The organism is Bacillus jepli, from assembly GCF_047238305.1.
GTDB lineage: Bacteria > Bacillota > Bacilli > Bacillales > Bacillaceae_L > Ferdinandcohnia.
This window is the reverse complement of the sequence record NZ_JBDFMO010000001.1, coordinates 2569594-2596060: the sequence shown is the minus strand read 5'-3', so window position 1 is coordinate 2596060 and position 26467 is coordinate 2569594. Positions and strand designations below refer to the sequence as shown.

General features: G+C 38.1%; 25 protein-coding genes, 1 pseudogene and 1 other annotated feature. Of the genes and pseudogenes, 2 read left to right on the top strand and 24 right to left on the bottom strand.

Going from position 1 to position 26467, the window contains the following annotated elements; genetic code table 11:
* Position 1: 1 nt before the first annotated feature.
* The 6 genes from ABC371_RS13225 to ABC371_RS13200 all read right to left on the bottom strand — a co-directional run bounded on the left by ABC371_RS13225 (position 2) and on the right by ABC371_RS13200 (position 9225).
* Positions 2 to 2191 carry a RelA/SpoT family protein gene (locus tag ABC371_RS13225; RefSeq protein ID WP_412897215.1) on the bottom strand — a complete coding sequence of 730 codons (2190 nt, stop codon included), beginning with the start codon at positions 2189 to 2191 and terminating at the stop codon, positions 2 to 4.
* A gap of 227 nt (positions 2192 to 2418) precedes the next feature.
* Positions 2419 to 2931 carry an adenine phosphoribosyltransferase gene (locus ABC371_RS13220; protein WP_116351606.1) on the bottom strand — a complete coding sequence of 171 codons (513 nt, stop codon included), beginning with the start codon at positions 2929 to 2931 and terminating at the stop codon, positions 2419 to 2421.
* Positions 2931 to 5285, bottom strand: a complete 2355-nt coding sequence (gene recJ / locus ABC371_RS13215) for a single-stranded-DNA-specific exonuclease RecJ (protein WP_412897214.1) — start codon at positions 5283 to 5285, stop codon at positions 2931 to 2933. The genes ABC371_RS13220 and recJ overlap by 1 nt, the downstream gene beginning before the upstream one ends.
* Positions 5286 to 5362: 77 nt before the next feature.
* Positions 5363 to 6259 (bottom strand): cation diffusion facilitator family transporter, encoded by an 897-nt coding sequence (locus ABC371_RS13210; RefSeq protein ID WP_412897213.1) that lies wholly within the window; start codon positions 6257 to 6259, stop codon positions 5363 to 5365.
* A 131-nt stretch (positions 6260 to 6390) separates the two neighbouring features.
* Positions 6391 to 8637, bottom strand: coding sequence for a protein translocase subunit SecDF (gene secDF / locus ABC371_RS13205; RefSeq protein WP_412897212.1), 2247 nt, complete (start codon positions 8635 to 8637; stop codon positions 6391 to 6393).
* Between the two features lie 306 nt (positions 8638 to 8943).
* On the bottom strand, positions 8944 to 9225 hold the full coding sequence (locus ABC371_RS13200) for a post-transcriptional regulator (RefSeq protein WP_412899349.1): 282 nt from the start codon (positions 9223 to 9225) through the stop codon (positions 8944 to 8946).
* 260 nt (positions 9226 to 9485) lie between these two features.
* On the opposite strand from ABC371_RS13200, the gene spoVB reads away from it, so the two are divergent.
* Entirely contained in the window at positions 9486 to 11048 is a 1563-nt protein-coding gene (gene spoVB, locus ABC371_RS13195) for a stage V sporulation protein B (RefSeq protein WP_412897211.1), read from the top strand.
* Between the two features lie 24 nt (positions 11049 to 11072).
* Here the strand turns inward: spoVB and ABC371_RS13190 are convergent, their stop codons facing one another.
* Positions 11073 to 11738 carry a DUF421 domain-containing protein gene (locus ABC371_RS13190; RefSeq protein WP_412897210.1) on the bottom strand — a complete coding sequence of 222 codons (666 nt, stop codon included), beginning with the start codon at positions 11736 to 11738 and terminating at the stop codon, positions 11073 to 11075.
* Between the two features lie 206 nt (positions 11739 to 11944).
* Between ABC371_RS13190 and ABC371_RS13185 the strand changes: the two genes are divergently transcribed.
* The gene (locus ABC371_RS13185; RefSeq protein WP_412897209.1) at positions 11945 to 12328 is read left to right on the top strand and encodes a TIGR04086 family membrane protein; all 384 of its coding nucleotides are present in this window, start codon (positions 11945 to 11947) and stop codon (positions 12326 to 12328) included.
* A 49-nt stretch (positions 12329 to 12377) separates the two neighbouring features.
* On the opposite strand, the gene yajC is transcribed toward ABC371_RS13185, so the two are convergent.
* From yajC to ABC371_RS13100, 17 genes and pseudogenes are all read right to left on the bottom strand, one after another.
* Positions 12378 to 12638 (bottom strand): preprotein translocase subunit YajC, encoded by a 261-nt coding sequence (gene yajC / locus ABC371_RS13180; RefSeq protein WP_412897208.1) that lies wholly within the window; start codon positions 12636 to 12638, stop codon positions 12378 to 12380.
* A 41-nt stretch (positions 12639 to 12679) separates the two neighbouring features.
* Positions 12680 to 13819, bottom strand: a complete 1140-nt coding sequence (gene tgt / locus ABC371_RS13175) for a tRNA guanosine(34) transglycosylase Tgt (RefSeq protein WP_412897207.1) — start codon at positions 13817 to 13819, stop codon at positions 12680 to 12682.
* Between the two features lie 55 nt (positions 13820 to 13874).
* Complete coding sequence (gene queA / locus ABC371_RS13170) at positions 13875 to 14900, bottom strand: tRNA preQ1(34) S-adenosylmethionine ribosyltransferase-isomerase QueA (RefSeq protein WP_412897206.1); 1026 nt, start codon at positions 14898 to 14900, stop codon at positions 13875 to 13877.
* A 25-nt stretch (positions 14901 to 14925) separates the two neighbouring features.
* Complete coding sequence (locus ABC371_RS13165) at positions 14926 to 15117, bottom strand: DUF2905 domain-containing protein (protein ID WP_412897205.1); 192 nt, start codon at positions 15115 to 15117, stop codon at positions 14926 to 14928.
* Between the two features lie 182 nt (positions 15118 to 15299).
* Positions 15300 to 16301, bottom strand: a complete 1002-nt coding sequence (gene ruvB / locus ABC371_RS13160; protein WP_412897204.1) for a Holliday junction branch migration DNA helicase RuvB — start codon at positions 16299 to 16301, stop codon at positions 15300 to 15302.
* A gap of 13 nt (positions 16302 to 16314) precedes the next feature.
* Positions 16315 to 16917, bottom strand: a complete 603-nt coding sequence (gene ruvA / locus ABC371_RS13155) for a Holliday junction branch migration protein RuvA (RefSeq protein ID WP_412897203.1) — start codon at positions 16915 to 16917, stop codon at positions 16315 to 16317.
* A gap of 109 nt (positions 16918 to 17026) precedes the next feature.
* Entirely contained in the window at positions 17027 to 17554 is a 528-nt protein-coding gene (locus ABC371_RS13150) for a BofC C-terminal domain-containing protein (RefSeq protein ID WP_412897202.1), read from the bottom strand.
* Positions 17555 to 17711: 157 nt separating this feature from the next.
* On the bottom strand, positions 17712 to 18626 hold the full coding sequence (locus tag ABC371_RS13145) for a YhcN/YlaJ family sporulation lipoprotein (RefSeq protein ID WP_412897201.1): 915 nt from the start codon (positions 18624 to 18626) through the stop codon (positions 17712 to 17714).
* 1497 nt (positions 18627 to 20123) lie between these two features.
* Positions 20124 to 20301: pseudogene (safA, locus tag ABC371_RS13140) on the bottom strand (SafA/ExsA family spore coat assembly protein); the annotation flags it as partial.
* 159 nt (positions 20302 to 20460) lie between these two features.
* Positions 20461 to 21315 (bottom strand): prephenate dehydratase, encoded by an 855-nt coding sequence (pheA, locus tag ABC371_RS13135; RefSeq protein WP_412897200.1) that lies wholly within the window; start codon positions 21313 to 21315, stop codon positions 20461 to 20463.
* 13 nt (positions 21316 to 21328) lie between these two features.
* Positions 21329 to 21769: an ACT domain-containing protein gene (locus ABC371_RS13130; RefSeq protein WP_116351623.1), complete on the bottom strand. Its 441-nt coding sequence runs from the start codon at positions 21767 to 21769 to the stop codon at positions 21329 to 21331.
* A 28-nt stretch (positions 21770 to 21797) separates the two neighbouring features.
* Positions 21798 to 23084 (bottom strand): GTPase ObgE, encoded by a 1287-nt coding sequence (gene obgE, locus ABC371_RS13125; RefSeq protein WP_412897199.1) that lies wholly within the window; start codon positions 23082 to 23084, stop codon positions 21798 to 21800.
* A gap of 33 nt (positions 23085 to 23117) precedes the next feature.
* Positions 23118 to 23657 (bottom strand): Spo0B C-terminal domain-containing protein, encoded by a 540-nt coding sequence (locus ABC371_RS13120; RefSeq protein WP_412897198.1) that lies wholly within the window; start codon positions 23655 to 23657, stop codon positions 23118 to 23120.
* A 163-nt stretch (positions 23658 to 23820) separates the two neighbouring features.
* Positions 23821 to 24114 carry a 50S ribosomal protein L27 gene (gene rpmA, locus ABC371_RS13115; protein ID WP_010678277.1) on the bottom strand — a complete coding sequence of 98 codons (294 nt, stop codon included), beginning with the start codon at positions 24112 to 24114 and terminating at the stop codon, positions 23821 to 23823.
* A 27-nt stretch (positions 24115 to 24141) separates the two neighbouring features.
* The gene (locus tag ABC371_RS13110; protein WP_136377640.1) at positions 24142 to 24468 is read right to left on the bottom strand and encodes a ribosomal-processing cysteine protease Prp; all 327 of its coding nucleotides are present in this window, start codon (positions 24466 to 24468) and stop codon (positions 24142 to 24144) included.
* Between the two features lie 11 nt (positions 24469 to 24479).
* A complete protein-coding gene (rplU, locus tag ABC371_RS13105; protein WP_116351627.1) occupies positions 24480 to 24788 on the bottom strand; it encodes a 50S ribosomal protein L21 in 309 nt (102 codons plus the stop codon).
* Between the two features lie 17 nt (positions 24789 to 24805).
* Positions 24806 to 24885, bottom strand: a sequence feature (ribosomal protein L21 leader region).
* A 72-nt stretch (positions 24886 to 24957) separates the two neighbouring features.
* The gene (locus ABC371_RS13100; protein ID WP_412897197.1) at positions 24958 to 26427 is read right to left on the bottom strand and encodes an Rne/Rng family ribonuclease; all 1470 of its coding nucleotides are present in this window, start codon (positions 26425 to 26427) and stop codon (positions 24958 to 24960) included.
* Positions 26428 to 26467: the final 40 nt, after the last annotated feature.

Below are 26467 nucleotides of genomic sequence, written 5' to 3'. Positions count from 1 at the left end.
CCTAACTCATTACACGGCGAACAGAATAGATATCCCGGATTTGTTTAATCCGTTCGACAACTTTATGAAGATGGCTGACATTTTGAATAGAAATGGACATATTGATTGTTGCCATTTTATTACGGTCTGATCTCCCCGAAACAGCCGAAATATTTGTTTTTGTCTCATTTACTGCTTGAAGAACTTCATTCAATAAACCTCTACGATCAAATCCATTTATTTCAATTTCCACATTAAACTCTTTACGATCATTTAAATTACTTTCCCATTCAACCTCAATTAATCGCTGCTGGGCATCCTGTGTATGAACATTTTGGCAATCAGCACGATGAACAGAAACACCTCTGCCTTTTGTAATAAAACCGACAATTTCATCCCCTGGAACTGGGTTACAGCATTTCGATAGGCGGATCAGTAAATTGTCAATTCCTTGAACTTGTACACCAGAATCACGTCTTTTGGAACGATTTGGTACTTGCTTTACCTCTGAAATTGTTTCAGCAACTTGTTCAAGGTCTCGTTGCTTTCGAAGTTTATCGGTTAAACGATTGGCGATTTGAGCTGCGGTAATTCCGTTATATCCGATCGCAGCATACATGTCGTCTTCGTTTGAAAAATTGAATTTTTCAGCAACCCGTTTGATATTTTCAGGGGTTAAAATTTCCTTCACTTCAAATTCAAGATTGCGAATCTCTTTTTCAACAAGTTCTTTACCTTTTTCAATGTTTTCTTCACGGCGTTGCTTTTTAAAGAACTGACGAATTTTGTTTTTGGCCTGAGATGTTTGAGCAAGCTTAATCCAATCCTGACTTGGACCATAGGAATGCTTCGATGTTAAGATTTCTATGATATCCCCTGTTTTTAACTTATAATCCAAGGTTACCATTTTTCCATTTACTTTAGCACCAATTGTTTTATTTCCAATTTCAGAGTGTATACGGTATGCAAAATCAATAGGAACAGATCCAGATGGTAGCTCCATAACGTCACCCTTTGGTGTAAAGACAAAGACCATATCGGAAAATAAATCAATTTTTAAGGACTCCATGAATTCTTCTGCATTTGATGCATCGTTTTGCCATTCCAAAATTTCACGGAACCATGTTAATTTTTCCTCAAAAGAGGATTGCTGATTCACTTGTTTGCCTTCTTTGTATGCCCAATGGGCTGCAATCCCATATTCTGCAATCTGATGCATCTCAACTGTTCGTATTTGAACCTCAAGGGGGTCGCCCTTCGGACCAATCACAGTTGTATGAAGAGACTGATACATATTTGGCTTTGGCATTGCAATATAGTCTTTGAATCGTCCTGGCATTGGCTTCCAGCAAGTATGAATGATGCCTAGTACCGCATAACAGTCCTTTATACTATTTACGACAATTCGAACTGCAAGGAGGTCATAGATTTCATTAAATTGCTTGTTTTGAAGGACCATTTTACGATATATGCTGTAAATATGCTTAGGTCGCCCCGAGATTTCCGCTTTAATCGAAACCTCATCAACATGTTGCTTAACCTCTTTAATGACTTCCTCAAGATATTCCTCACGTTCAGCACGTTTCTTTTTCATCAGGTTGACGATTCGATAATATTGCTGTGGATTTAAATAACGTAAGGCTGTATCCTCGAGTTCCCATTTAATCTTTGAAATACCTAGTCGGTGCGCCAGTGGAGCAAAAATTTCAAGCGTCTCATTAGAAATACGGCGTTGTTTTTCTGGTGGTAGATGCTTAAGGGTTCGCATGTTGTGCAAACGGTCTGCTAGCTTGATTAAAATAACACGAATATCTTGGGCCATTGCTACAAACATTTTCCGATGATTTTCAGCCTGTTGTTCTTCCTGAGATTTATATTTAATTTTCCCCAGTTTTGTGACGCCATCAACAAGCATTGCTACCTCAGGAGTAAACACATCGCTAATTTCTTGAAGAGTAATTTTTGTATCTTCCACAACATCGTGTAAAAAGCCACCAGCAATTGTATAAGGGTCCATTTCAAGATCGACTAAAATACCCGCTACTTGTACTGGGTGGATGATGTAGGGTTCACCTGATTTACGAAATTGCTCCTTATGAGCTTCTTCTGCAAATTTATATGCATGTTTAATAAACTCGATATCGTTATCGTTCAAATATACTTTTGCCTTTTCTATCACTTGCTCAGGAGTTAACACCTGTTCGTTTGCCATAGATTTTATCACCTTTTTAGAAATTAAAGATTCAAAGAAAGAATTCTTTGAATCATTTTTTAAATATAAAATTAGGTTATTGTTACTATTATCTTGAAAATCTCGAAAGTTGTAAAGGGAAATAACAGAAATATTGCATATAGTGATGAAAAATTCTATTTTTACGAGTAAAAACTAAACTTTACTAAAAAAAGCACTCAGAATCTGAGCGCTCTTTTATAGAGAAATTAAAACTGCATGAGTGTTAGTACATCATAGCCATCTAACTTTTTACGGCCATCTAAGTAAGTTAGTTCGATTAGGAATGCAATCCCCGCTACAATACCACCAAGTTGTTCAACAAGATTGATGGTGGCTTCTATTGTACCTCCAGTTGCTAATAAATCATCTGTGATTAATACACGTTGGCCTGGTTTAATTGCATCCTTATGAATGGTTAGAACATCTTTTCCGTACTCAAGCCCATATTCTACTTTAATGACGTCTCTAGGTAGCTTACCTTCTTTTCTAACAGGAGCAAAGCCAACACCATGTGAGTATGCGACAGGACAACCAATAATGAAGCCACGGGCCTCTGGTCCAACGACAAGATCAATTTCTTTTTCTCTAGCATATTTCACGATCTGGTCTGTAGCATATTTATATGCTTCACCGTCATTCATTAAAGGTGTAATATCTTTAAATTTGATTCCCGGCTTTGGATAGTCATCCACTATTTCGATAAATTTTTCTAAATCCATTATTTAATTGCCTCCTCAAGCGAATGCGAACCTATATTTATGGCATCAAACCAATGCTTTAATTGTTGATATGATGAATACAATAATTGCTTTTCCAATTCAATTCTACTAGCTTTCAATTGATATGTTCTTGATTCAGTCAAATCCCTTTTCTTAGCTTGATTTGATAAAGAAATAAATCCATTGTTTATTTTAACAAAATCTAAGTCAAAAAACACCTGTGACATAAAATCAATTGTTTCTGTTGACCATCCTCTATATTTTGCTAACTCATGGGCATAGCGATTCATATCAAACGGACCTTTTTTTGCAAGAAATGCATAAAACCATTTAAAATGCTCTCGCGTTGGGATCGTGCTGAAAAAATGGTCCTGCTCATGGAAAAATAAGGTATATATGCGATTTGGAAAGCTAGTCTCAAATAGAGCCTTGATCCATTCAGCTTCATCTGGTAAATCAAGAAGAACAACATGCTTTGAATCTAATTGAAGCTTAGATGCTTCTTCAAGGGATGAGACAATACTACATTCACGATTTGATAATTGGAGCTTATCTATTGTCAATTCCGAGAATGCAATTAAATGGAGATTGTCATCCCATATTTTTTTTAGATATGAAGAAAAATCGCGCATTCCCCGTATATCAAATAATTGCCATTCATTAACAGCTATATCCTGAAGCATAATTTGTGGCTTTCGGCTATTGTTCCATTCATTAATGGATAGCTCTCCAATTACCGAGACCTTTGATAATGGTGAAATTCCATCACATGTATGTCCAAGCCCAAAACCAACTCCATCTAGTGTATGTGGTTCATCCTGAAGAACGACTTTTAAATGGCTCTGATCTGCACCAATACGTCGGATTGTATTGACCCCAACATCATTAATTTGCACGATTGGTTTTGGATTTCCCATTCCATATGGTGCTAATTTGTTCATTTCAATAATAGATTCAAGCGAAATTTCCTGAATACAGCAAATTGCATCAACGGTTGTAACAGGTTGAAAGTCTTCTGGTGATAATACTTCATTCGCAATCACATTCAGACGATTCCTAAGGTCATTTACATCGTCCAATTTTAAAGTCATTCCGGCAGCCATTGGATGTCCGCCAAAATGCGGTAATATATCACGACATGTCGATAGACTTTCATAAAGGTTAAAGCCTGCAATACTTCTTGCAGAGCCCTTTGCCAATCCTTTTTCAGAATCAATGCTTAAAACAATCGTAGGCCTATAGAAACGATCAACTAATCTTGAAGCAACAATTCCAATAACACCAGAATTCCAACCTTCTTTTGCTATGACTAATACAGAATTTGAAGAAGGTGGATAATTTTCTTCAACCTCTTGAATGGCTTCTTGTGTCATTTGATTAACCAATTGCTGTCTTTCTTTATTTAGTTCATCAATTTCATCGGCAATATATGAGGCTTCCTCAGGATCATTTGTCATTAATAAATCAACTGCAGGATCAGCTGATTGCAGACGACCAACTGCATTAATCCTTGGTCCGATTGCAAATCCAACTGTTTCCTCAGATATATCATTGTTTTCGATTTTTGCTTTTTTTAATAATGCTTTTAATCCTGGTCGCGCGGTATTTTGTAAGGCTCTTATTCCCTTTTTGGCTAGGAGACGATTTTCTCCATGTAAGGGAACTAAGTCAGCAATTGTCCCAATTACTGCCACATCTAATAAATCGGTAGGAACTTCACCACGTAAAGCATGTGCCACTTTAAAAGCAACCCCTACCCCTGCCAATTCTTTAAACGGATACTGACTATTTGGTTTTTTTGGATGAATAATTGCTGTAGCAACTGGTAGTTCAGGACCTACTTCATGATGATCTGTAATAATTAAATCAATTCCTAATTCTTTAGCAACCTCAGCTTCATGAAGGGCTGAGATTCCAGTATCAACGGTAATAATTAGCGAAAATCCTTCTGATTTTGCCCATCGAAAAGCTGTTTCATTTGGTCCATAGCCTTCAGTAAATCGATTTGGAATATAAAAATCAACAAGTGCACCTTTTTCTTTTAAAGCAGTAACCATAACGGTCGTACTGCTAACACCGTCGGCATCATAATCACCAAACACTAGGATTCGTTCCCCATTTTCAATGGCTTTCATAATCCTCTCAATCGCAATATCCATTTGATCAAGTAAAAATGGGTCATGGAACTCAAGCTGTTCTGGTTCTAAAAATTCACGAGCTGATTCGACGGTTGTGAGCCCTCTATTCACAAGTAGGGATGCTACTAGAGGTGTAACCTGCAATTCTTTAACTAGTAGATTTGTGTCTATCTGGTTGTATTCATTTACCTTCCAACGAGTTTTAGATTGTAACAAAAGCTTCACCCCTTAACCACACTATTATACAGGAGTGTAAGGTGTGTTACAATGATTGACATTTACCTAAAGTTGCGTTAATCCTCGTCGGAGTATGGATTAATATGGACAAACACATTTTGTACTTGCGCATATTCCATTAGCTTTGCTTTTACTTTTTTACCGACTTTATGACCTTCTTCCACTGTCATATAGGGGTCAACGGAAATTTTCAAATCGACAATTACGTAATGCCCATGTTCACGCGCATGTAGTTCTGTAATTTTTTTTACTTCTGGAACAGACATGACAAGCTTTCTAAATTCCGTTGTATCTTCATCATGTAACACATGGTCCAATGTATTATGTATGGCTTCTGTTCCGAATTCCCATGCCATTTTCACAATAAGGACTGCCACAACAAGTCCCGCAACAGGGTCGGCATAAACAAGCCAATCCAACCCTAAATACCCACCTAGGATAGCACCTACGATTCCCACAAGGGTTGCAATCGATGCAAACACATCGGAACGATCATCATAGGCATTAATAATAAGTGCATCACTCTTAATCTTTTTTCCAAGATTATATTTATACCGAAACATGATTTCCTTAATAAGGATTGAAAATAGAACAGCGTAAATAGCCATTGTTTTAGGGACTTCAATAGGCTTAAAAAATGCCCCGATAGATGCTTTCCCGATTTCAAAACCAACGAGAGCAAGCAGTACCGCAACAATGATAGCGGAAACTGACTCAGCTTTCCCATGCCCATATGGATGATCCTCGTCTGGTGGTCTTTTAGCAGCTCTCACTCCGATGTATACTGCTACTGAACCTGCTACATCTGAAGCTGAGTGGACAGCGTCAGCTATAAGCGCTCGGCTATTGGATTGAACCCCAATTACCCATTTAATAATAGCTAGTAAAATATTCCCCACTACACCGATGATAATGGCCTTTTCTGCTTGTTTAAAGCGATCTTTCTCCTTCAATAAAACCTCAGCCTCCCCACATCGTTACCAATATAGAAATTCTACACATGCTTTTTAGTCTAACCAAAACGAAAACAACTCATCAAGTATATTACAAATTAAAAAGCCGTGAATATTCACGGCTTTACCAGTTACGCTTGTGGTTCTGTCTCTGTTTTGACAGGGCGTTTTTTTGTGATTTGCTTTGTTTTCCAAACTAACCAAAGCTGTGCTGCGATGAAGATAGATGAATACATACCAGCCACTAAACCAATTGTTAAAGCAAAAGAGAAGTTTGTGATTGCTTGTCCACCTAAAAGTAATAACGCAACACTTGTAAAAATTACCGTAATCGCGGTATTAACCGAACGTCCTAATGTTTGTCTTAATCCATTATTTACGACACTCGCAAGATCTTCATAGGTTTTAACACGTTTTTTCTTCTTCAATAGTTCACGAATTCTATCAAAGGTTACAATGGTATCATTGATTGAGTAACCAATAATCGTTAATATGGCTGCGATAAAGGTAATGTCTACCTCAAGTCTAGTGACACTAAAGATGACAATCATAAATAACGCATCATGGAATAATGCCACAATCGCAGCAAGCCCCATTAGCCATTCGAAACGGAATGCCACATAAATGATTATGCCTGCCATCGCAATTAAACTTGCGATAAACGCATTTCGAGCTAATTCTTTACCAACCGTTGGCGAGACTGTACTTACGTTAGGGTCTGCCCCATAAAGCTCTTGGAAATGCGCTTTAACATTATTGACTTCATCTTTTGAAAGCTCATCTGCAAATCGAGCTACCCCTATTTCGTTATTATTCCCTGAAATAATGATTTCCTTTGGTTCTAGATTTAACTTACTTAGTTCATCCGTAAATTCCTCTTGGGAGATTGGATGGTCACTAAGTACTTCCATACGAGTTCCAGCAACAAAATCAATACCAAGATTAAGTCTAAAGATTGCTAATACTGCAATTCCCGCAATGACCATAATTCCGGATGCAATAAAAAATTTATTCTTATGCTTTGCAAAATCAAAGCGATCAAATCTAGTTGGGTAATTTCCTTCTTCATCGGCATCGGCCAGATTTCGAATCTGATTTTGCTTAACACCAAACCAACTTGGTTTTTTATTTAAAAATTTACTGTTAACCCATAGGCCTAATAAAAGTCTACTACCATATACCGCAGTTAAGAAGCTTAATAAAATACTTACGATTAACATCGTAGCAAAGCCTTTAACGGCACTTGTACCAAAAACAAATAAAACCACACCAGCTAATAAAGTGGTAATGTTTGCATCAAAGATTGTTAAAAATGAGTTTTTATTACCTGTACGATATGCAGACAAGATGGACTTCCCTGACCTTATCTCTTCCTTGATTCTTTCGTAGGTTATAATATTAGCATCGACAGCCATACCTACCCCGAGGATTAAAGCTGCAATACCAGGTAAGGTTAGCACCGCATTCATCCAGTCAAAGACTAATATGTTTAAATAAACAAAGATACTTAAGGTAATGGCAGCAATTAAACCAGGGAATCGGTAAAATACAAGCATGAATAAAAGCACTAAGAAAATACCAATTGCCCCTGCAAAAACAGTTTTATTTAGTGCTTGCTCACCAAATTTTGCACCAACTGATGTTGAATAGATTTCTTCCAAATCAACAGGGAGTGCTCCTGCATTTAACAAGGAAGCAAGTTCTTTTGCAGAATCAACCGTAAAATTACCACCTTCGATTGATACCGATTTTGAGTTAAATACCTGACGAACGGTTGCCGCAGAAAGATATTTTGGATTTGGTTTTTTACTCTCAGCCTCAAAGGAATCTACACCTTCTTCAAAGTCTAACCAAATGACCATTAAATTGTTCGGGGCCAAGTCCAGAACTTTTTGTGTAGCGTTTTTGAGGTCATCTGAGTTTTTAACTGTTAAGGAAACAGCCGGACTACCCATTTCATCAAATGATTGTTTAGCCCCATTTTGAGCTAGTTGAGAACCGTCCAATAATACGTTATCGTTCACATCTCGAAATGTAAGCTTAGCTTGGGTTGATAGAATTTCACGAACCTTTTCCTGGTCTTCTACACCCGCTAATTGCACACGGACGCGATCTTTACCTTCAATTTGAATATTAGGCTCATTTACCCCTAGCACGTTAACACGGTTATTTAATGCATTTACCGTACTAACTAGGGCTTCTTTATCAATGACATCGCCTTTCTTCGCTGGCTTTACCTCATAAAGAATTTCAAAACCACCTTGAAGATCGAGTCCCAATTTAATGTTTTTTGCGGTATCTGTACCAGTAACTCCGATTAAGGCACCAAAGAGAAGCACCAATACAAAGAACACCACGATGCGGCCTTTTTTAACCATATGTATGTAGATCCTCCTTTAATTAGAAAAGCACAAGGCGCCCGACTATCGGCGACAAGCATAAGACGAACGCTGACAGAAGGCGTTTTTTTGCCTTCAGAAGCGAGTGACTTAGACCCGAGAGCCAATGGCGCCTGGAGCTAGACATCCAAAACTACGTACCAAATTTTATATTTATGAGCTCAAAAAATTAGAGCTTGTCCATTAAGCCCTCCATCACAATTATGAAACAATGCGATTTTCATGTCAATTGCAGCTTTTCTTATTTGATGAGCCACATCAAAAATATTTTATAATTACTAAAAATTAGAGTAACTTTTCTAGTACATCTTTTCCTTCGCCTTCAAACCAATTTGGTCCTTTAAAAGCTTCTACAGTTGCATAATTCATATATTCTCCAACTTTAACAGATAAAATATCGCTCGCAATTTGATATAAAAGTTTCTCTTCTTTTTCTTTTCTCCATTTTTTATTTTTTAAGAACTCCCAAAGTTCTTCCTCTTTCACACTGTCATATCCGTACAGTTCGAATTCCTCCAACTTACTTTTTAAAAATGGACGAACTGTTTCACGAAACTTGTCATACATGTGAGTCTCAGCTTGGTTCACTCGTCATCTCTCCTAATAATCAAATACGCCTCGGCGTATTTGCGCCCAGATTTCTTCGAGCATGCTCGAAAAATTTCCTTTGAAAATCTAAGGCACCCGCCGGAGGCTTAACTTTATTTAGTAGAAGTAAGAGCTTCTACTAAATAAAGTTAACGAATACTTGTCATGCTTGGCCACATACCTTGCATATAGTTAATTGTAAATGATATCACCTTTTTTGAGAAGGTAGGGAAAATGAATTGTCAAAGCAAACATTCCTTAAAGGAACATTAATTTTAATTATCGCAGGACTCATTACAAGAATATTAGGATTTATAAATAGAATTGTTGTTGCCAGGCTTATTGGTGAAGAAGGTGTCGGGCTTTATATGATGGCAATCCCCACGTTTGTACTTACCATTACGTTAACTCAGATGGGACTGCCAGTAGCCATTTCAAAGTTGGTAGCTGAAGCAGAGGCGCAGGGTGATAAAAGAAGAATTAAAAAAATTCTAGTGGTCTCTCTTTCAATAACAGGTATATTAAGTATTATCTTTACACCAATGATGATTTTTCTTGCACCACTCTTATCTGAGACTTTACTTACTGACCAAAGGACCTATTATCCTTTATTAGCCATTTCACCAATTGTTCCGATTGTGGCAATATCGTCTGTTCTTCGCGGCTATTTCCAGGGGCGTCAAAATATGAAGCCGCCTGCCTATTCACAGGTCATCGAACAAGTTGTCAGGATTACATTAGTGTATGTATTCACGAAAGCATTTCTTCCAATGGGAATTGAATACGCCGCAGCAGGTGCAATGCTTTCAGCTGTTATTGGAGAATTAATGTCATTAATCTATTTATTCTTTATGTTTAAAATAAAAAAACGGATTCGAATCCGAAAGAATTTTTTCAAATCGGCTAAACACGGGAAAGAAACCTTTCATGATTTGACACGAATTGCAGTACCCACATTGGGAAGTAGATTAATTGGGTCCATCTCGTGGTTTTTTGAACCGATTGTTGTGGCACAAAGTTTAGCGATAGCTGGTGTGGTTACTCATCTGGCAACAAGGCAATATGGAGAGTTAACGGGTTTTGCGTTACCACTGCTCATGCTTCCATCTTTTATCACAACTTCCTTGTCAACAGCTCTTGTTCCTTCCATTAGTGAAGCTGCAGCAAAAAAACAAACATTATTAATTGAATACCGCCTTAAACAGGCGTTACGTTTATCACTAGTGTCAGGTGGGTTGGCCATCGTCGTTTTATATGTGTTTGCTTCACCTGTTATGGAACTTATGTATGGAAATAGCAATTCAGCTATCTATATTAAGGTAATGGCACCGTTTTTTATCTTTTATTATTTTCAAGGTCCTCTTCAAGCAACACTGCAGGCACTTGATTTGGCAAAGGCTGCGATGATTAATAGTTTTATCGGTAATATCATTAAAACAGCTGCGATCTTTGTTCTTGCAACAAGACCCTCTCTTGGAATCATGGGGGCTGCGCTTGCCATTGTCCTCGGGATGATGCTTGTTACCTTGCTTCATTTTTCAACGATTGTGAAGGTAATTTCCTATAGCTTCTATATTCGGGATTATCTTAAGAGTGGTATCACAATGGTTTTGGCTGGGGTTGGTGGTCACTATTTTTATCAACTATTTCTTACAGATAGCTCCATTGCTACCCGAACACTCGTAGCAATCACCGTAACATCATTCATTTATATCGTATTCCTGTTTGTTTTTAAGCTGTTAACAAAGGAAGAAGTGAAGAGAATACCATTCATTGGTCCAAAACTTGCATTGCTGTTATAAGAGACAAAAAGGTAGCCGATTTGGTTACCTTTTTTCGTCCTTGATATCTACATGTAGTTTCCCATGATGATAGCTGCAATAGGAAATTTTCTTTATATCGTTATGCCCCAACTTTTTTATTTCAGAACGCAGCCAAAATTCTGTTTTATTGATTTGTTTTAAATGTTCATCCTGGATTTGACCATCAAGGATGAGTGGTACATCAATTGAATAATCAGCCGACTGAGAAGGTTGGTTTTGACTCTTTGTTAAAACAGACAAATCACCTGAAGATTCTAATATGGCAAACTCCACATCTGCTAAGTTTTTCACATCTTTTTCTCGTAGCTGCATCAATAGGTCATCTAGATTATATCGTTGTTTTCTCATGGCATTTTCATCGATTTTTCCTCTATTAATAATGACAGTTGGTTTACCATCAATGATTTCTCTTACTTTTTTACTTTTTAATGAAAGGAGGGCGAGCGAGTATTGAATCACCATTAGTAATGCCATCGGTATGACAGAATGCAGAATGGGATCTTTTGGGGATTCAATTGCAATGACAGCCATTTCCGCAATCATCATCGATACAATTAAATCCAAGAGACTAAGTTCACCTATTTCACGCTTACCCATCAATCGAAAAATCAAAAGAATAATCACATAAAGTAAGACAGTTCTCCCCATAATGATGAGGTATTCCTCCAAGTGAAACCCTCCTGTCCTATGAGAAATGATTAAAAAGCATGGTACACCTTAGTTTGCACAACTTGAAGAAAAAGTTTTTTCATAAGTTTTTCCAGTACTATTTAGGTGGACAAGAAAAGTTCGTACTTTTTATTCTAATTCATAATGGACACGAATATGCTCGTACTAAGGGATTTCTGTAGGAAAAAGAGGGGGAGAGAAACGTAATGAGAAAAATGGGTGTTGCAATGGTCTATGGAGTAGTAGCAATTTTTGTAATTGTTATTGTATCTAGTTTGCTTATTTCACTATTACTGCGATTTACTTCACTTCAAGAATCATCAATGTCTTGGGTGATTTTAGGTGCTTCCTTCCTTGCGCTTTTTGTTGGAGGTTTTGTATCAGGGGGAAAAGGAAAGGAAAAAGGTTGGCTAATTGGTGGAGGAACTGGGGTTTTATATTCCATCATTGTGTTTATCGTACAATTTTTAGGCTATGATTCTACTTTCACAGCAGAGCAATCGATGTACCATGTTGGCTTTTTAGCATCTGCGGTCATTGGTGGCATTTTCGGAGTTAATATGACCACTCCATCAAGAAGAGAAGCTTAATAAATGGAAATAAAAAAAGAGCGTCATAAACGCTCTTTTTTGACTTCAATTAGTCCCTAATGACATCACGAACTGCCTGTTTGTCGTATGTAAGATTCGCATTACCTGATTTAATGACTACTTTATTTTCATCGATTGAATCAATAATTCCATGTAAACCACCAACGGTAACTACCTTATCACCTTTTGCAAGGTTAGACTGCATTTGGACAGTAGCTTTTTGACGCTTTTGCTGTGGACGAATTAACAAGAAATAGAAAATCGCAAACATTAGAACTAAAGGACCAACTGTACCTAAAATACCTTCCATTCATTTCACCTCCCATGTATTTCTATTTTTATTGTATTTTATTAGAAGTTTTTCGCGTTCGGTTTATTGAAACCATATCGCTCAAAAAATTCTTCACGGAAGTCTCCAAGACGATCTTCACGAATCGCTTGTCTGACTTGCTCCATTAATTTTAACAGAAAATGAAGATTATGATAAGTAGTAAGTCGAATTCCAAATGTTTCGCTTGTTTTAATTAAATGACGAATGTAGGCACGACTATAATTTTTACAAGTGTAGCAATCGCAATTTTCATCTAGTGGTCTAAAATCACGCGCATATTCTGCGTTTTTCACAACTAATCGACCTTCACTTGTCATAAGTGTTCCATTACGTGCAATTCGAGTAGGTAAAACACAGTCAAACATATCAATACCACGGATGGCTCCATCAATTAGAGAGTCTGGTGAACCTACCCCCATTAAATATCTAGGTTTATTAGTTGGTAAAAGTGGTGTCGTAAATTCAAGAACTTTGTTCATTACGTCTTTAGGCTCACCAACTGATAACCCACCAACAGCATAACCTGGAAAATCTAAGGAAACCAAATCTCTTGCACTTTGCTTACGAAGTTCTTCATATTCACCACCCTGGACAATCCCAAAAAGTCCTTGGTCCTGAGGGCGATTATGTGCTTTTAAACATCTTTCTGCCCAGCGACTCGTACGTTCAACCGATTTTTTCATGTATTCAAAGCTAGCTGGATATGGTGGGCATTCATCAAATGCCATCATAATATCTGAGCCAAGTGCATTTTGAATTTCCATCGACTTTTCTGGAGATAAAAATAATTTATCACCATTTAAGTGATTTCGGAAATGGACACCTTCTTCCTTAATTTCACGAAATTGACTTAAACTAAATACTTGGAAACCACCGGAATCGGTTAGGATCGCTCTATCCCAATTCATGAATTTATGTAAGCCACCAGCTTCTTTAATGATGTCATGGCCTGGTCTTAACCATAAATGATAGGTATTACTTAATATAATGCCAGAACCCATCTCTTTTAGGTCTTCAGGTGACATTGTTTTTACCGTGGCAAGGGTTCCAACAGGCATAAATGCCGGTGTTTCAAAAGAACCATGAGGCGTATGTACAATTCCAAGCCTCGCACCTGTCTGCTTACAGGTCTTAATATGTTCGTATCTTATTGCTGTCACTGATAACTGTCTCCTTTTTCAAAGGTAGTGGTATGCCACTACCTAAAATTCCAATTTATTTTATAAGCATTGCGTCTCCGAAACTAAAGAATCGGTAGCGTTCTTTTACTGCTTCGTTATAGGCATGAAGGATATTCTCGCGCCCTGCTAACGCACTAACCAGCATGATGAGTGTGGACTTTGGAAGATGGAAGTTTGTGATGAGTCCATCAATCGCTTCATATTGATATCCAGGATAAATGAATATACTTGTCCAACCACTTGATTCTACAAATTTCCCATGTTTTTTCACAATGGTTTCAAGTGTTCTTGTAGAGGTAGTTCCGACAGAAATAATTTTTCCTCCACTTGTCTTCACATCATTTAATAATTTAGCGGTTTCCTCGGTCATCTGGTAAAATTCTGAATGCATATCATGATCTTCAATCGTATCCGAGCTTACCGGACGAAAGGTTCCTAAACCAACATGCAAGGTTATAAATGCGGTATGTACACCCTTGTCACGAATTTCCTGGAGAAGTTCTTCTGTAAAATGAAGTCCAGCAGTGGGTGCTGCAGCAGAGCCCCGATGCTTGGCATACACGGTTTGATATCTTTCTTTATCATCTAATTGTTCATGAATATAGGGTGGAAGTGGCATTTCACCTAATGCATCCAATACCTCATAAAAAATTCCTTCATAGTGAAATTCCAACATCCTACCACCATGATCCCCGATGTCTGTACAAGTTGCTTTTAATCGGCCATCACCAAAGGTTAACACAGTCCCTTCCTTCACCCGTTTAGCAGGTTTCACAAGTGTCTCCCATGTATCTCCATCTTTTTGTTTTAATAATAGTACCTCCACTTTTGCGCCTGTATCCTCTTTTACGCCATAAAGTCTTGCTGGCAATACACGTGTATCATTTAAGACTAAGCAATCTCCTTTGTTGAGGTATGAAAGGATGGAGCGAAAATGAGTATGAGTAATTTCACCAGTTTCCTTATCTACTACCATTAGGCGAGAAGCCTCTCGGTTTTCTAGTGGGGTTTGTGCAATTAATTCCTCTGGTAAATCAAAATCAAATAAATCTACTTTCATGTTTTCACCTTATTTCTAATAGCTTTTAACGAAATCGACCAAATACGTAAAAAATCAATGATAATATGATGCTAATTACAATAGATGTAACAATGGGAAAGTAAAAGGTTGTGTTCCCTTTTTTCACAATAATATCTCCTGGTAACTTCCCAATAAAGTGCATGACAAACCCCACAACTAAAAGTAAGATCCCCATTATCATTAGCATTTTCCCCATTTTAACTTTATTCACTCCTTATGTAGTGTTGGAACAAATATCTATAGTACGCATTTTTTTGATAAAACTTAACTGAATAAAGTTAAAAAGCCTCCGGCGGATGCCACGATTTTTCAAAGGAAATTTTCGAGCATGCTCGAAAAAATCGGGCACAAATACGCCAAGGCGCATTTGATTAAAATTTACTCCTTTGGAACCTCAATTTGAAAATGTCGATAAACAAGCTCTGTTACAACTCGACCACGTGGGGTTCGCTGCAAGAACCCAATTTGAAGAAGATAAGGCTCGTAAACATCTTCAATCGTATGAGCCTCTTCTCCAATTGTAGCTGAAATAGTCTCCAACCCAACTGGACCACCACGAAACTTCTCAATGATTCCTTTAAGTAATTTATGGTCAATATGGTCAAGTCCTAAACGGTCAACCTGAAGTAATTCTAAGGCCGTATCGGCCATTTTTGTCGTGATCGTACCGTCACCACGTACCTGAGCAAAATCTCTAACCCGCCTTAGCAAGCGGTTGGCAATCCGTGGTGTTCCTCTCGACCTTCTGGCAATTTCATGTGCGGCCTGGGCTTCGATTTCAACTTCTAATAATTCCGCTGTCCTTGTGACGATATCAGCAAGTTGATTTTCATTGTAATATTCGAGCCGACTAAGCACTCCGAATCGATCCCGGAGTGGTGCGGATAAAGAACCAGCTCTTGTGGTTGCTCCAACTAACGTAAAGGGTGGCAAATCAAGCCGAACAGAACGTGCTCCTGCTCCCTTTCCAATCACAATATCTAAACAAAAATCCTCCATTGCTGGATATAAAACTTCCTCGATTGAGCGCTGTAAGCGATGGATCTCATCAATAAAGAGAACATCACCTGGTTCAAGTGCTGTTAAAATGGCTGCTAAATCTCCTGGTCTTTCAATCGCTGGACCTGAGGTTGTACGAATATTCACGCCCATTTCGTTTGCAATAATGGTAGCAAGCGTTGTTTTCCCCAGTCCTGGAGGTCCATATAATAATACATGGTCCAAGGTTTCTTGCCTCATTTTTGCCGCTTCAATAAAAATCGATAAATTCGATTTTACCTTTTCTTGTCCAATATATTGGGATAATGTTTGTGGTCTAAGGCTTTGCTCGATTGCTGACTCTTCGTAATTCGTACTACCTGAAACGATTCTGTCCTCCATTCAAGCAACCTCCTTATTTTAATAGCTTTTGTAAAGCCTTTTTAATGTATAAATCCGTTGATAGTTTTTCTTTTCTTAATTCTGGCAATACTTTATTGATTTCTCTCTCGGCATAGCCTAATACTTTTAAAGCCTCTACAGCTTCATCAAGTTCTGTATGACTCATATCTGCCACAAGTTCATGATCATCAGAAAATAAATCAGGATGTAAAGAAGGCATCAGGTCATGAAGTTTTCCTTTTAAATCTAAAATGATTTGGCGTGCTGTCTTTTTCCCAACACCCGGGAATTTCACTAAATATTTTTCATCCTCATTTTCAATCGCTCGAATGACCTGTTCCGGTTCACCAGAGGCAAGAATCGCTAGCCCACCTTTCGGACCAATCCCGGTAACATTTAGCAACTTCAAAAATAAAGCACGTTCTTCACGTGTCTTAAAGCCATAGAGAGCTAATATATCCTCTCTAACATGCTGATATGTATAAACGGTTTCCTGACTCTCCCTTTTAAAAACAAATGGATTAGGTGTATAAATGAGATATCCTACTCCGTTGTTTTCGACTACAATATATTCAGGATTGATAGAATCAACCGTCCCTTTAATAAATTCAATCAAACGTCTTCTCTCCCCTACTTTGCTGTACATCATTTTATCATATTCATCAAAAAAAGACTAAAATAAAAGAGAGACTAGAAGCTTTCCTAGTCTCTCAAGTGTCTTTTTATTAAGGGGAAGATGTATATGTTTTATACGTTTCAATTACGTTTATATATTCATCCTTTGTACCAATCTTGATGCCTTTTTTTAATAAATCATGTTGGTAACTTTCAAGCTTTTCTACATCAATTTGAAAGAATGATTGAATGACCTTATCAGATTCATCAGGTTTCCCATTAAAAATAGATAAAATCCCATCTTCAGTTAAACCAAAATAGCCATTTGTTTTAAGTAATGGCGAAATATCATCTATACGCTGTTGGAAAACAACCTGTTCTTCATCATGGTGAACTAAGCTCCAATCCTCGTATTGAGCCCAAAAATCTTCCATTGATAGGATTGTTTCTTTCAATATTTCTTCACTTACCTCACCGTCCACATAAACGCGTTCAAGAATGACCGTGACTTCTAACGGGCCATTCACCTCTTGAACTGTATCATTATTTTCCTCGGTTAATTCTGCACTATTCCCTGAAAAGCTTGGCAATATGAATACAACTACTAGACAAACGATCACTTTTGCTATCGTTCTCATTTTGGCATCACCTCATACAATTAGTTGCCAACAACTTTGACCGCCTTACACCCATTAGTGTGACCAAAATTAACAGGTTTATCCAATATTTTTTCACCCTTTTCTTTTTCATTAGAAAAGGATGCCCCAAAGGACATCCCATCATACTAACTTATACTTAACCTCTATTATCATTTGTAAATGGTGCTTTAATCGTATTGCCAATGTTGTTAAAAAGGTCTTTTATGTCAGCATCGATGGTTTCGCGTCTGTTTCCATTGCGAATGTCATTATCGATATCACGGACTCGGGTAAAAGTACCTTCATCTGTCACAACATTGATATTTCGATTACCAGCTAATGGTGCAACTGCTTTTTCCACCGCATTTTGGACATTATTATTGTTGTTATTGTCATTTGTATCAACTGCAACCAAAACATTATCGTCTGTGACGATCACACGAGCATCATCGACATTTTTAACCTTAGCAGCCCTTTCGGAAATTTTACGAACTAAATTTCCTTTGTCGTTATAATATCCATAGGTTTGCACCTGATGGTTATTGTCATTAAGATGACTGCTATAGTTACGGTCAGCATAACCATGCTTGTTATATCCAATTGTATTTGGATTACCATCATTAAAAGGGTTTATTGTACGTCCATCACGATTGTTCATGATGCCATTTCGGCGCTGTTCATCGCGATAGTTCATAATTCCAGGACGGTTTTTCATCGTTTTATCGTTGTTGTAAACACCCATTCCGTTATTTCCGTCTGTTCGGTTGTTCATGATACCGGTTCTGTTATTTCTATCGTTTCTGTTGTTCATTACCCCGGTGCGATCGTTCCTGTTGAAATTGTTGCCATTACGGTCCATTATCTCTGTTAATGGGCCATCGTTGTCGCGCAGACGATATCCATTTCCGTTCCGGTCATTACGGTCACGATCATTTTCGTTTGAGTAATACCCAATTGGTCTTGCGTTATCATTATAATCCTTATTCGGCGCTGCCCCTTGATTAGTATTACAAGCCGTCAGGCCTCCAAGCAATAATGCTGCAGTTGAAACTGAATAGAGTATTTTCCTCAATACAATAACCCCCTTTGACCTTTTGAACATAATTTAATGTTCATCTTTTAGCTTGGCTTATCCAAGGGGGATTATTTCTGTTACTTATTTGCAGGAAATAAAGATTCTGGGCAATAATTTTTGATGTTTTTCTATTTTTTCTCAAACATTTTTTGATATGCACAACAAAAAATAAAAGGACGAATTTTTTATTCGCCCTTACAAATTAATTAATTGATTAATCTTCTAGGTCATCATCGACATCCGGCATGTTAAACATTGGGTTGAATGCCATTTGTTGATTTGGATTCATGCCATACGGTGCACCTTGATATCCTGGAAATCCACCTTGAACTGGTGGTTGGAATTGTCCTGGAAATCCTGGTTGCCCCATTGGGAAGCCTTGTTGTGGAAATTGTCCCTGAAATCCTGGTTGCCCCATTGGAATCCCTTGTTGTGGAAATTGTCCCTGAAATCCTGGTTGCCCCATTGGAATCCCTTGTTGTGGAAATTGTCCTACCAACGGCTCCTTAGGTCCACCACAACCACAATCCCTTTGATTATAGTATTGAGATGGCATCATTTGTGGATTCATTGGACCTGCAAAACCTGGTGCTGGGTATGGATTCATTGCTGGACTTACGGCTTGCGGTGCAGTTTGCATTGGCATTCCAGGTCCGTACGGCATTGCCCCCCCACCGGGGAATCCTCCATTAAAACCAGAACCTGGCATTACAGGTGTAACTGGTACGCAAGGGCCCATTGGAAACGGTGGTGCTTGCATTGGTGCCATTTGTGGCATTTCAGGTAATTCTTCCATTTCCTCTCCTACCCCTGCAACCATTTGGGGCATTTGCGTTTGTGCTTGCATGATATTAAAATTATTTATATCAATTTCAAATGGATGCTGTGGCGGCATTTGAACAGGTGGCATTGGCATCGGCATTGGTGCCATTTGTTCTTTTACTTTCTCTTTTACACCCTCTGTTCGTGGGAATCCACCCATTGGGTTAAACGGCCCCTGTGGCGGTAATCCACCTTGAAATCCTGGAAAATAATTAAAACCATCTCCTGGCATTACCGGTGTCATGGGCACACAATTATTGAACATTGGCGGCTGTTGTACCGGCATTTGTTGCATTTGTGGCATTACAGGCATCTGTGGCATTTGAGCTTCAAAATCCTCCTCTAATTCTTCTTCTGGTGCAAACATCCCTGGTAAAACATTCTGTGGTGCCGTTGTCATTTGTTGCATCAAATTATAATTATTGATATCGATTTCTAGTGGCTGATATTGCGGCATCTGTGGCATAACAGGCTGTGGTGGCGGTGCTGCTGGCATCTGTGGCATTTGAGGAATATACGGTCCAGTTTCCACTCCTTTTACCTCCTCTTCTTCTTCTTCTATTTCCATCACTGGAAATGGTTGTGGAGTAATAGTAGCAAACGGATGCTGAATTTGTGCTTCTTTTTTAGGTGCTACATGAATTTGAGCTTCCTTTTGCTTAACTCCACCAATTTGTGCTTCTTTTTTTACATGAACAGTTCCGGTAGGCACTTTAATTTTCATACCTGGCATAATCATATCCGGATTACTTAACTGGGTATTGACAGCTTTTAGTTCATTAAAGTCGACTCCGTATTTTTTTGCAATTTCCCATAAGGTGTCGCCTTTTTGAACGATATGGATCTTCACGCGATTTTCCCCTCCTATACATAAGTCAATACATACTATGACAAAATAGGCAAATTGCCACTATTTCTCATCACAACTTATGCGTAGGCTTCACAAATTATGTGCAGCAATGATACTTCACACGCTGTAAAAAATAAAGACTCAACCAATGGTCAAGTCTTAGATTCGATAATATGGATAGCTACCTAACACGGTGACACCACTTCCCAGTGCCTCTAATTCAGCAATCGCACTTGGGATTAAAATATCATCCATTTTTTGTTCAATATCAATTAAAAAAAAGTAATTACCAAGCCCTGTTTTCATAGGTCTTGATTCAATTTTTGACAAGTTTAATTTTCTCCATGCAAATACAGATAATACTTGATGCAAGGCTCCAGCCTGGTCTGATGGTAATGTAACCATTAAAGTGGTTTTATTTCCTGTATTGTCTCTTTTAACATCTAATTCTAGCATCTCTTTATGAAGGACAACAAATCGAGTATGATTGTTGTTAAAATCATGGATATCATGTCTAACAATCGTTAATCCATATTCTTCTGCTGCAAATGAGTTTGCGATTGCTGCTAGTTTTTGGTCTGGATGTTCACTTACAAATTTTGCTGCTGCACCTGTTGAACTGGTTTCAATCGGCTGGATATTCGGAAAGCTATTATATAAAAATTTATGACATTGGGCGATCGCATGTGGATGTGAATATATGCCATCGATTCTTTCCCAATCGTTTGTATTCTCGGGGTGCACCATTAAATGTTGCTTTATCGGGATGATCACTTCACCCACTATTTTCAATTGTTTTTCGTGAATTAAATAGTCAATTGTTAAATTTACAGTTCCTTCAATTGTATTTTCAATTGGAACAACGGCTACATCGACTTCCCCATTTTCCACTGCATCAATACATGCAGGAATTGTACGGTACGGTTTGTTATTTTCACTTGGAAATAATGCCGAAACCGCTTGTGCTGTGAATGTTGCATTTGGACCTAAAAATCCCACATTCGTAATCGTCATCTTAAGTCTCCCCCTATGCTCCTGTTCCAAGAATTTCAACTTTATCAACGAATTCGAGTTTTCGAAGTTTAGCAAGGAGGTCAGTTACTTCACCATGCATACCTGATGTATTTAACGAAAGTGTTACATTCGCCTTTCCTCTAAGCGGAATTGTTTGGTGGATTGTTAATACATTACAGCCGGTGTCTGCTACCGTTCTTAGTAATTGTGAAAGTGTACCAGATCGGTCTTCTAGATGAAAAAACAATGAGATAATTTTTTCTTTAACCGTTGTGTGAAAAGGAAAGACAGTGTCTTTATATTTATAATAAGCACTTCTACTCAAGTCTACTTTTTGTGTAGCTTCTGCAATTGACTGTGCTTGCCCACTGTCTAATAATTCCTTCGCATCCAGGGTTTTTCGAACCGCTTCTGGAAGAACATCCTCACGAACAAGATAGAATTTGCCATCCATGTAAGCTCCTCCCCCCACTACCTTCTATTTATTCTATAAATTCAAATTCATATTCGAGTAATTTTACGATATCCCCGTGTTTTGCACCTTTTTCACGAAGAGCATCGTCGATTCCCATTCCCCTTAATTGGCGGGCAAATCGTTTTACTGACTCATCCCTTGTAAAATCAGTCATTTTAAAGAGTTTCTCAATTCGTTCCCCAGTAATCACAAATGAGCCATCGCTTTCACGTGAGATCACAAAATCAACTTCTTCTTTTTCGTGACGGTACATTACGCGATGCGTACTTGTCTCTTCCTCCACCTCAAGTGGAAATTCTGGAGTGGTTTCAAGTAAGTCAGCAATCGTATATAGAAGATCACGAAGACCTTGTCTCGTAATTGCCGAAATCGGAAAAATTTTCACATCATCCTGAAGTTTCTCTTTAAATACTTTTAAATTCTCTTCTGCCTCAGGGATATCCATTTTATTTGCAACAATAATTTGCGGACGTTCAGTTAAACGAAGATTGTATTCCTTTAATTCCTGATTGATTGTGCAATAATCCTCGTAAGGATCTCGACCTTCCATCGCAGACATATCAATGACATGAACGATGACTCTAGTTCGTTCAATATGCCGTAGGAATTGATGTCCGAGGCCAACACCTTGGTGTGCACCTTCAATTAGACCTGGAAGATCAGCCATCACAAAGCTGCGTCCATCTTCTGTTTCTACAACTCCAAGATTTGGCACAATCGTTGTAAAATGATATTCTGCAATTTTTGGTTTGGCTGCTGACACAACGGATAACAGGGTTGATTTTCCGACACTTGGAAATCCGACGAGACCAACATCAGCTAACACTTTAAGTTCAAGTCTGACATATCGCTCCTGTCCAGGCTCACCATTTTCAGCGATTTCCGGCGCTGGGTTGGCAGGCGTCGCAAATCGCGAGTTACCTCTTCCACCACGACCACCTTTCGCAATGACGGCTCTTTGACCATGCTGAGTTAAATCCGCAATAACCACACCTGTATCATCATCTGTTACGACCGTTCCAGGTGGTACTTTTACAAGCATCGGCTCTGCATTTTTTCCGTGCTGATTTTTAGACATTCCGTGTTCGCCACGCTTTGCCTTAAAATGCCGTTGATAACGGAAATCCATTAAGGTTCTAAGTCCTTCTTCTACCTCGAATATGACGTCAGCACCTTTTCCGCCGTCTCCACCTGCTGGACCGCCCATTGGAACATATTTTTCACGACGGTATGCAACCATTCCATTGCCACCGTCACCACCTTTTACATACACTTTGACTTGATCAACAAACATGTCTTACCTCCGGTTATTTATGCACATTAAACTTTATGCAATATGTATTGTTAGACTTACTTCTTTATTATGTACTTTGTATTCCGTTAGTTTCGGAAATTGTTCAGATTGGCTCACTGTTGATAGCCAATTTGTTAGATTATCCTTATTTTTTAGTATTCCACTAAAATCAAAAAAGAATCGAGTTTCCTCTGTTGAACAGTCTATCGTGAGCGATAAATGATTTTCTCCTCGCTCGTCTACTGCTTCTTCAAGCATGGTAAAAAATTGTGTAGACCATTCAGCTAAATCCTTATCGTGGTTTGATAGGTTTCGAATATCGCCGACTAGATCATAGTCTAATTGATATTTATGAGGTTCCCAATTAAAAGTCATGATAAGTGCAGCAAAGGTTGGAATTTGTAAATTTGTTAGTTGCGTTTCATTTTGAGCATCTATTACAATTTCTTCGATAATGGTCTTAACCCGTTCAAGTTTATTTAGTGAGATATTCCCTTTAATCAATTGTATTTTATTTAACCAATCGTGACGTGTATGTTTTAAAACATCAATTGTACTCCAATTTTTATTCATGTCATTTCCCCTAAAATTCAAATGTCATTAAGACAACATTTGTGATTTCGAATCTTGTCTAAAAATTATACCAAACCTTGAAAAATAACACTACATTCTAAACGTACGATTGTTCATAAAAATAAAAACTCTAACCATGTGGTTAGAGTTTTATGTGCAACGATTACGCTTCTTGCGCAGCTGGGTATACACTTACTTGTTTGCGGTCACGGCCTAAACGCTCAAATTTAACAACTCCGTCAACTTTTGCGAATAGAGTGTCGTCACCACCACGGCCAACGTTTACTCCTGGGTAAATTTTAGTACCGCGTTGACGGTATAAAATAGATCCACCAGTAACGAATTGACCATCAGCACGTTTTGCACCAAGACGTTTCGCGATTGAATCACGACCGTTCTTTGTACTACCTACCCCTTTTTTAGAAGCGAAGAATTGAAGGTCTAATCTTACGAACATTTGTTCCACCTCCTATAAATGAAGTTTTTATGATTGAATTTTCATATATTGTCCATAATCAAGTTCAATCGTTTGTAAGGATACAAGCATTCCTTCTAGAAGAAGCTGTACTTTTTCCTCAATTGTCTCATCCTTAAGTGGAGGAATCTGACAGCGGAGGAAACCATTTTTTTCTTGCTCCAATACAGGCTCTACTTTACATAGAGCATATATGGAATTAATGGTACCGAAAGCAACCGCTGAGGCACCTGCACAAACGATATCCTTACCAGGAACATCATATTCGGCATGTCCACTCATTGTGAATGAGTCTATTCTACCAGTACTATTACGGTTAATAGTTACCTTTATCATGATAGAAAGCCTTATGCGTTGATTTTTTCGATTACAACTTTAGTGTAAGGTTGACGATGACCTTGTTTTTTACGGTAGTTCTTTTTAGCCTTATATTTGAAAACAATGATCTTCTTAGCGCGACCTTGCTTTTCAACTTTAGCTGTAACAGTTGCACCTTCAACAGTAGGGCTACCAACTTTCACGTTTTCGCCACCTACGAATAATACCTTGTCAAATGTAACTGTTCCACCTTGTTCTACGTCAAGCTTTTCAACATAGATTTCTTGGCCTTCTTGAACTTTGATTTGCTTACCGCCAGTTTCAATAATTGCGTACATACTTGCACCTCCTAATAGTTTGGACTAAGACTCGCCACTACACAGGCGCTCCAACTAAGGAAACTTAAATACCTGGAATGTGCGGTTGTAGCAGTGGGTGCTACAAACAATAACATAAAAATATTATCACAAAGCCAAAGTAGAGTCAATATTAAATATCAATATCGAGTTAGGTTAAATGTTTTAGTCTTGCCTTTATTTCGTCATCGCTACCTATTTGTCTAATCTTGTAATCATGTCGTGATGAAACAAGTTCAGTTATATACATCTTAACAGACAATGCTTCTTCTAATCGTTTCTTATGTTCATGATGTTCTCCAAGAAACACATTTTTCACTTCTTCCGTTGCTTCAATCCAGACAGCATCATGGTCCTTCCCTTGATGCTCCCATAGTTCTCTCTCAAGCTTAAAAACAACCGTTTCAGGAGAATCAATCCGACCGGTACCAGTACAAGTTGGACAGTTCGTCTGTAAAATAGCGGAAAGATCATTTCTTGTTTTCTTTCGAGTGATTTCCAAAATTCCTAGTGATGTAAAGCCATGAACTGTCACTCGATTTCGATCATTCTTTGATACAGCACGTAAAGCTTGGATGACTTTTTGACGGTCATCATTTATCTTCATATCAATAAAATCAATTAAGATAATCCCGCTAATATCACGTAGCATTAACTGATATGCAATTTCTTTTGCTGCAGCTAAATTTGCTTTTAACACGGTATCTCGCAAATTTTCTTTTCCTTGAAATTTTCCGGTATTTACGTCAATAATTGTTAAAGCTTCTGTTTGCTCAATTAACAAATAAGCTCCATTGTCAAGCCACACAATAGATTTTAGACCTCGTTCAATTTCTTTCTCAATCCCATAATAAGAAAAAATATTTTCTTTTCCACGATAATAAGAGACCTTTTCTTCACCTAGCTGTTCCTTTAACTGTCGAAACGTTTGCGTATCATCAATTACAATTTCTTTAATCGTTTCAAGCCGATGCTCGAGAATCATTTTATCAACAAGATTATTCGCATCGAATAATAGGCTTGGCGCCTTCAGTTTTTTTTGTTGGTTTTGTAATGATTTGTAACGACTTCGCGCAAATTCGAGCTCATTCAAAATCTTTACTTCATCTTGATATTCGCATGCTGTTCGAACTATTAAGCCCTCTTCGTTTTGAAGATTTTCTTGTCCAAATCTGCGCCATCTATCCCTCTCTTCTTCCTCTTTCATTTTCCTAGAGACTGCAACATAATTGCCAAACGGCAAATAGACAAGGGAAGCTCCCGAAAATTCGATTAGACCAGTTAATTTAGGGCCTTTCCTGTCTCCCCCTTCTTTCGTTACCTGGACAATGATTTCCTCACCTTGTCTAACAAAATGGGATATGTTCTTTTCCTTTTCAGTCTGGGGTGATAGATGATAGGACACAAGCTGCTCTCTCCCAATATAACCGTTCCGGCCTAAGCCAATATCAACAAAAGCAGCCTGCATTCCCGGAAGAACATCAATCACTCGCCCCTTATAAATATTTCCGACGATTTCTTTATGTTTTGGTTGCTGGATATTTAGTTCTAGAACTTTACTTTCCTCTAGCACTGCGACACGCTTTTCACTTGTTTTTGTATTTATGATAATTGTTTTCAAACCTTTATTCCTCGCTTTAACGTTACACTTTCTTTTTTAA

What these genes read in the sequence shown, in the direction of transcription:
- ABC371_RS13225 (WP_412897215.1), bottom strand. Translation starts at nt 2,191, where the DNA reads ATGGCAAACGAACAGGTGTTAACTCCTGAGCAAGTGATAGAAAAGGCA.
- ABC371_RS13220 (WP_116351606.1), bottom strand. Translation starts at nt 2,931, where the DNA reads ATGGATTTAGAAAAATTTATCGAAATAGTGGATGACTATCCAAAGCCG.
- secDF (WP_412897212.1), bottom strand. Translation starts at nt 8,637, where the DNA reads ATGGTTAAAAAAGGCCGCATCGTGGTGTTCTTTGTATTGGTGCTTCTC.
- ABC371_RS13200 (WP_412899349.1), bottom strand. Translation starts at nt 9,225, where the DNA reads ATGTATGACAAGTTTCGTGAAACAGTTCGTCCATTTTTAAAAAGTAAG.
- ABC371_RS13185 (WP_412897209.1), top strand. Translation starts at nt 11,945, where the DNA reads ATGAGAAAAATGGGTGTTGCAATGGTCTATGGAGTAGTAGCAATTTTT.
- yajC (WP_412897208.1), bottom strand. Translation starts at nt 12,638, where the DNA reads ATGGAAGGTATTTTAGGTACAGTTGGTCCTTTAGTTCTAATGTTTGCG.
- queA (WP_412897206.1), bottom strand. Translation starts at nt 14,900, where the DNA reads ATGAAAGTAGATTTATTTGATTTTGATTTACCAGAGGAATTAATTGCA.
- ABC371_RS13165 (WP_412897205.1), bottom strand. Translation starts at nt 15,117, where the DNA reads ATGGGGAAAATGCTAATGATAATGGGGATCTTACTTTTAGTTGTGGGG.
- ruvB (WP_412897204.1), bottom strand. Translation starts at nt 16,301, where the DNA reads ATGGAGGACAGAATCGTTTCAGGTAGTACGAATTACGAAGAGTCAGCA.
- ABC371_RS13150 (WP_412897202.1), bottom strand. Translation starts at nt 17,554, where the DNA reads ATGAGAACGATAGCAAAAGTGATCGTTTGTCTAGTAGTTGTATTCATA.
- pheA (WP_412897200.1), bottom strand. Translation starts at nt 21,315, where the DNA reads ATGACGATTACGAATGTGGGATTTTTAGGTCCAAATGCAACATTCACA.
- ABC371_RS13130 (WP_116351623.1), bottom strand. Translation starts at nt 21,769, where the DNA reads ATGGATGGCAAATTCTATCTTGTTCGTGAGGATGTTCTTCCAGAAGCG.
- obgE (WP_412897199.1), bottom strand. Translation starts at nt 23,084, where the DNA reads ATGTTTGTTGATCAAGTCAAAGTGTATGTAAAAGGTGGTGACGGTGGC.
- ABC371_RS13120 (WP_412897198.1), bottom strand. Translation starts at nt 23,657, where the DNA reads ATGAATAAAAATTGGAGTACAATTGATGTTTTAAAACATACACGTCAC.
- rpmA (WP_010678277.1), bottom strand. Translation starts at nt 24,114, where the DNA reads ATGTTCGTAAGATTAGACCTTCAATTCTTCGCTTCTAAAAAAGGGGTA.
- ABC371_RS13110 (WP_136377640.1), bottom strand. Translation starts at nt 24,468, where the DNA reads ATGATAAAGGTAACTATTAACCGTAATAGTACTGGTAGAATAGACTCA.
- rplU (WP_116351627.1), bottom strand. Translation starts at nt 24,788, where the DNA reads ATGTACGCAATTATTGAAACTGGCGGTAAGCAAATCAAAGTTCAAGAA.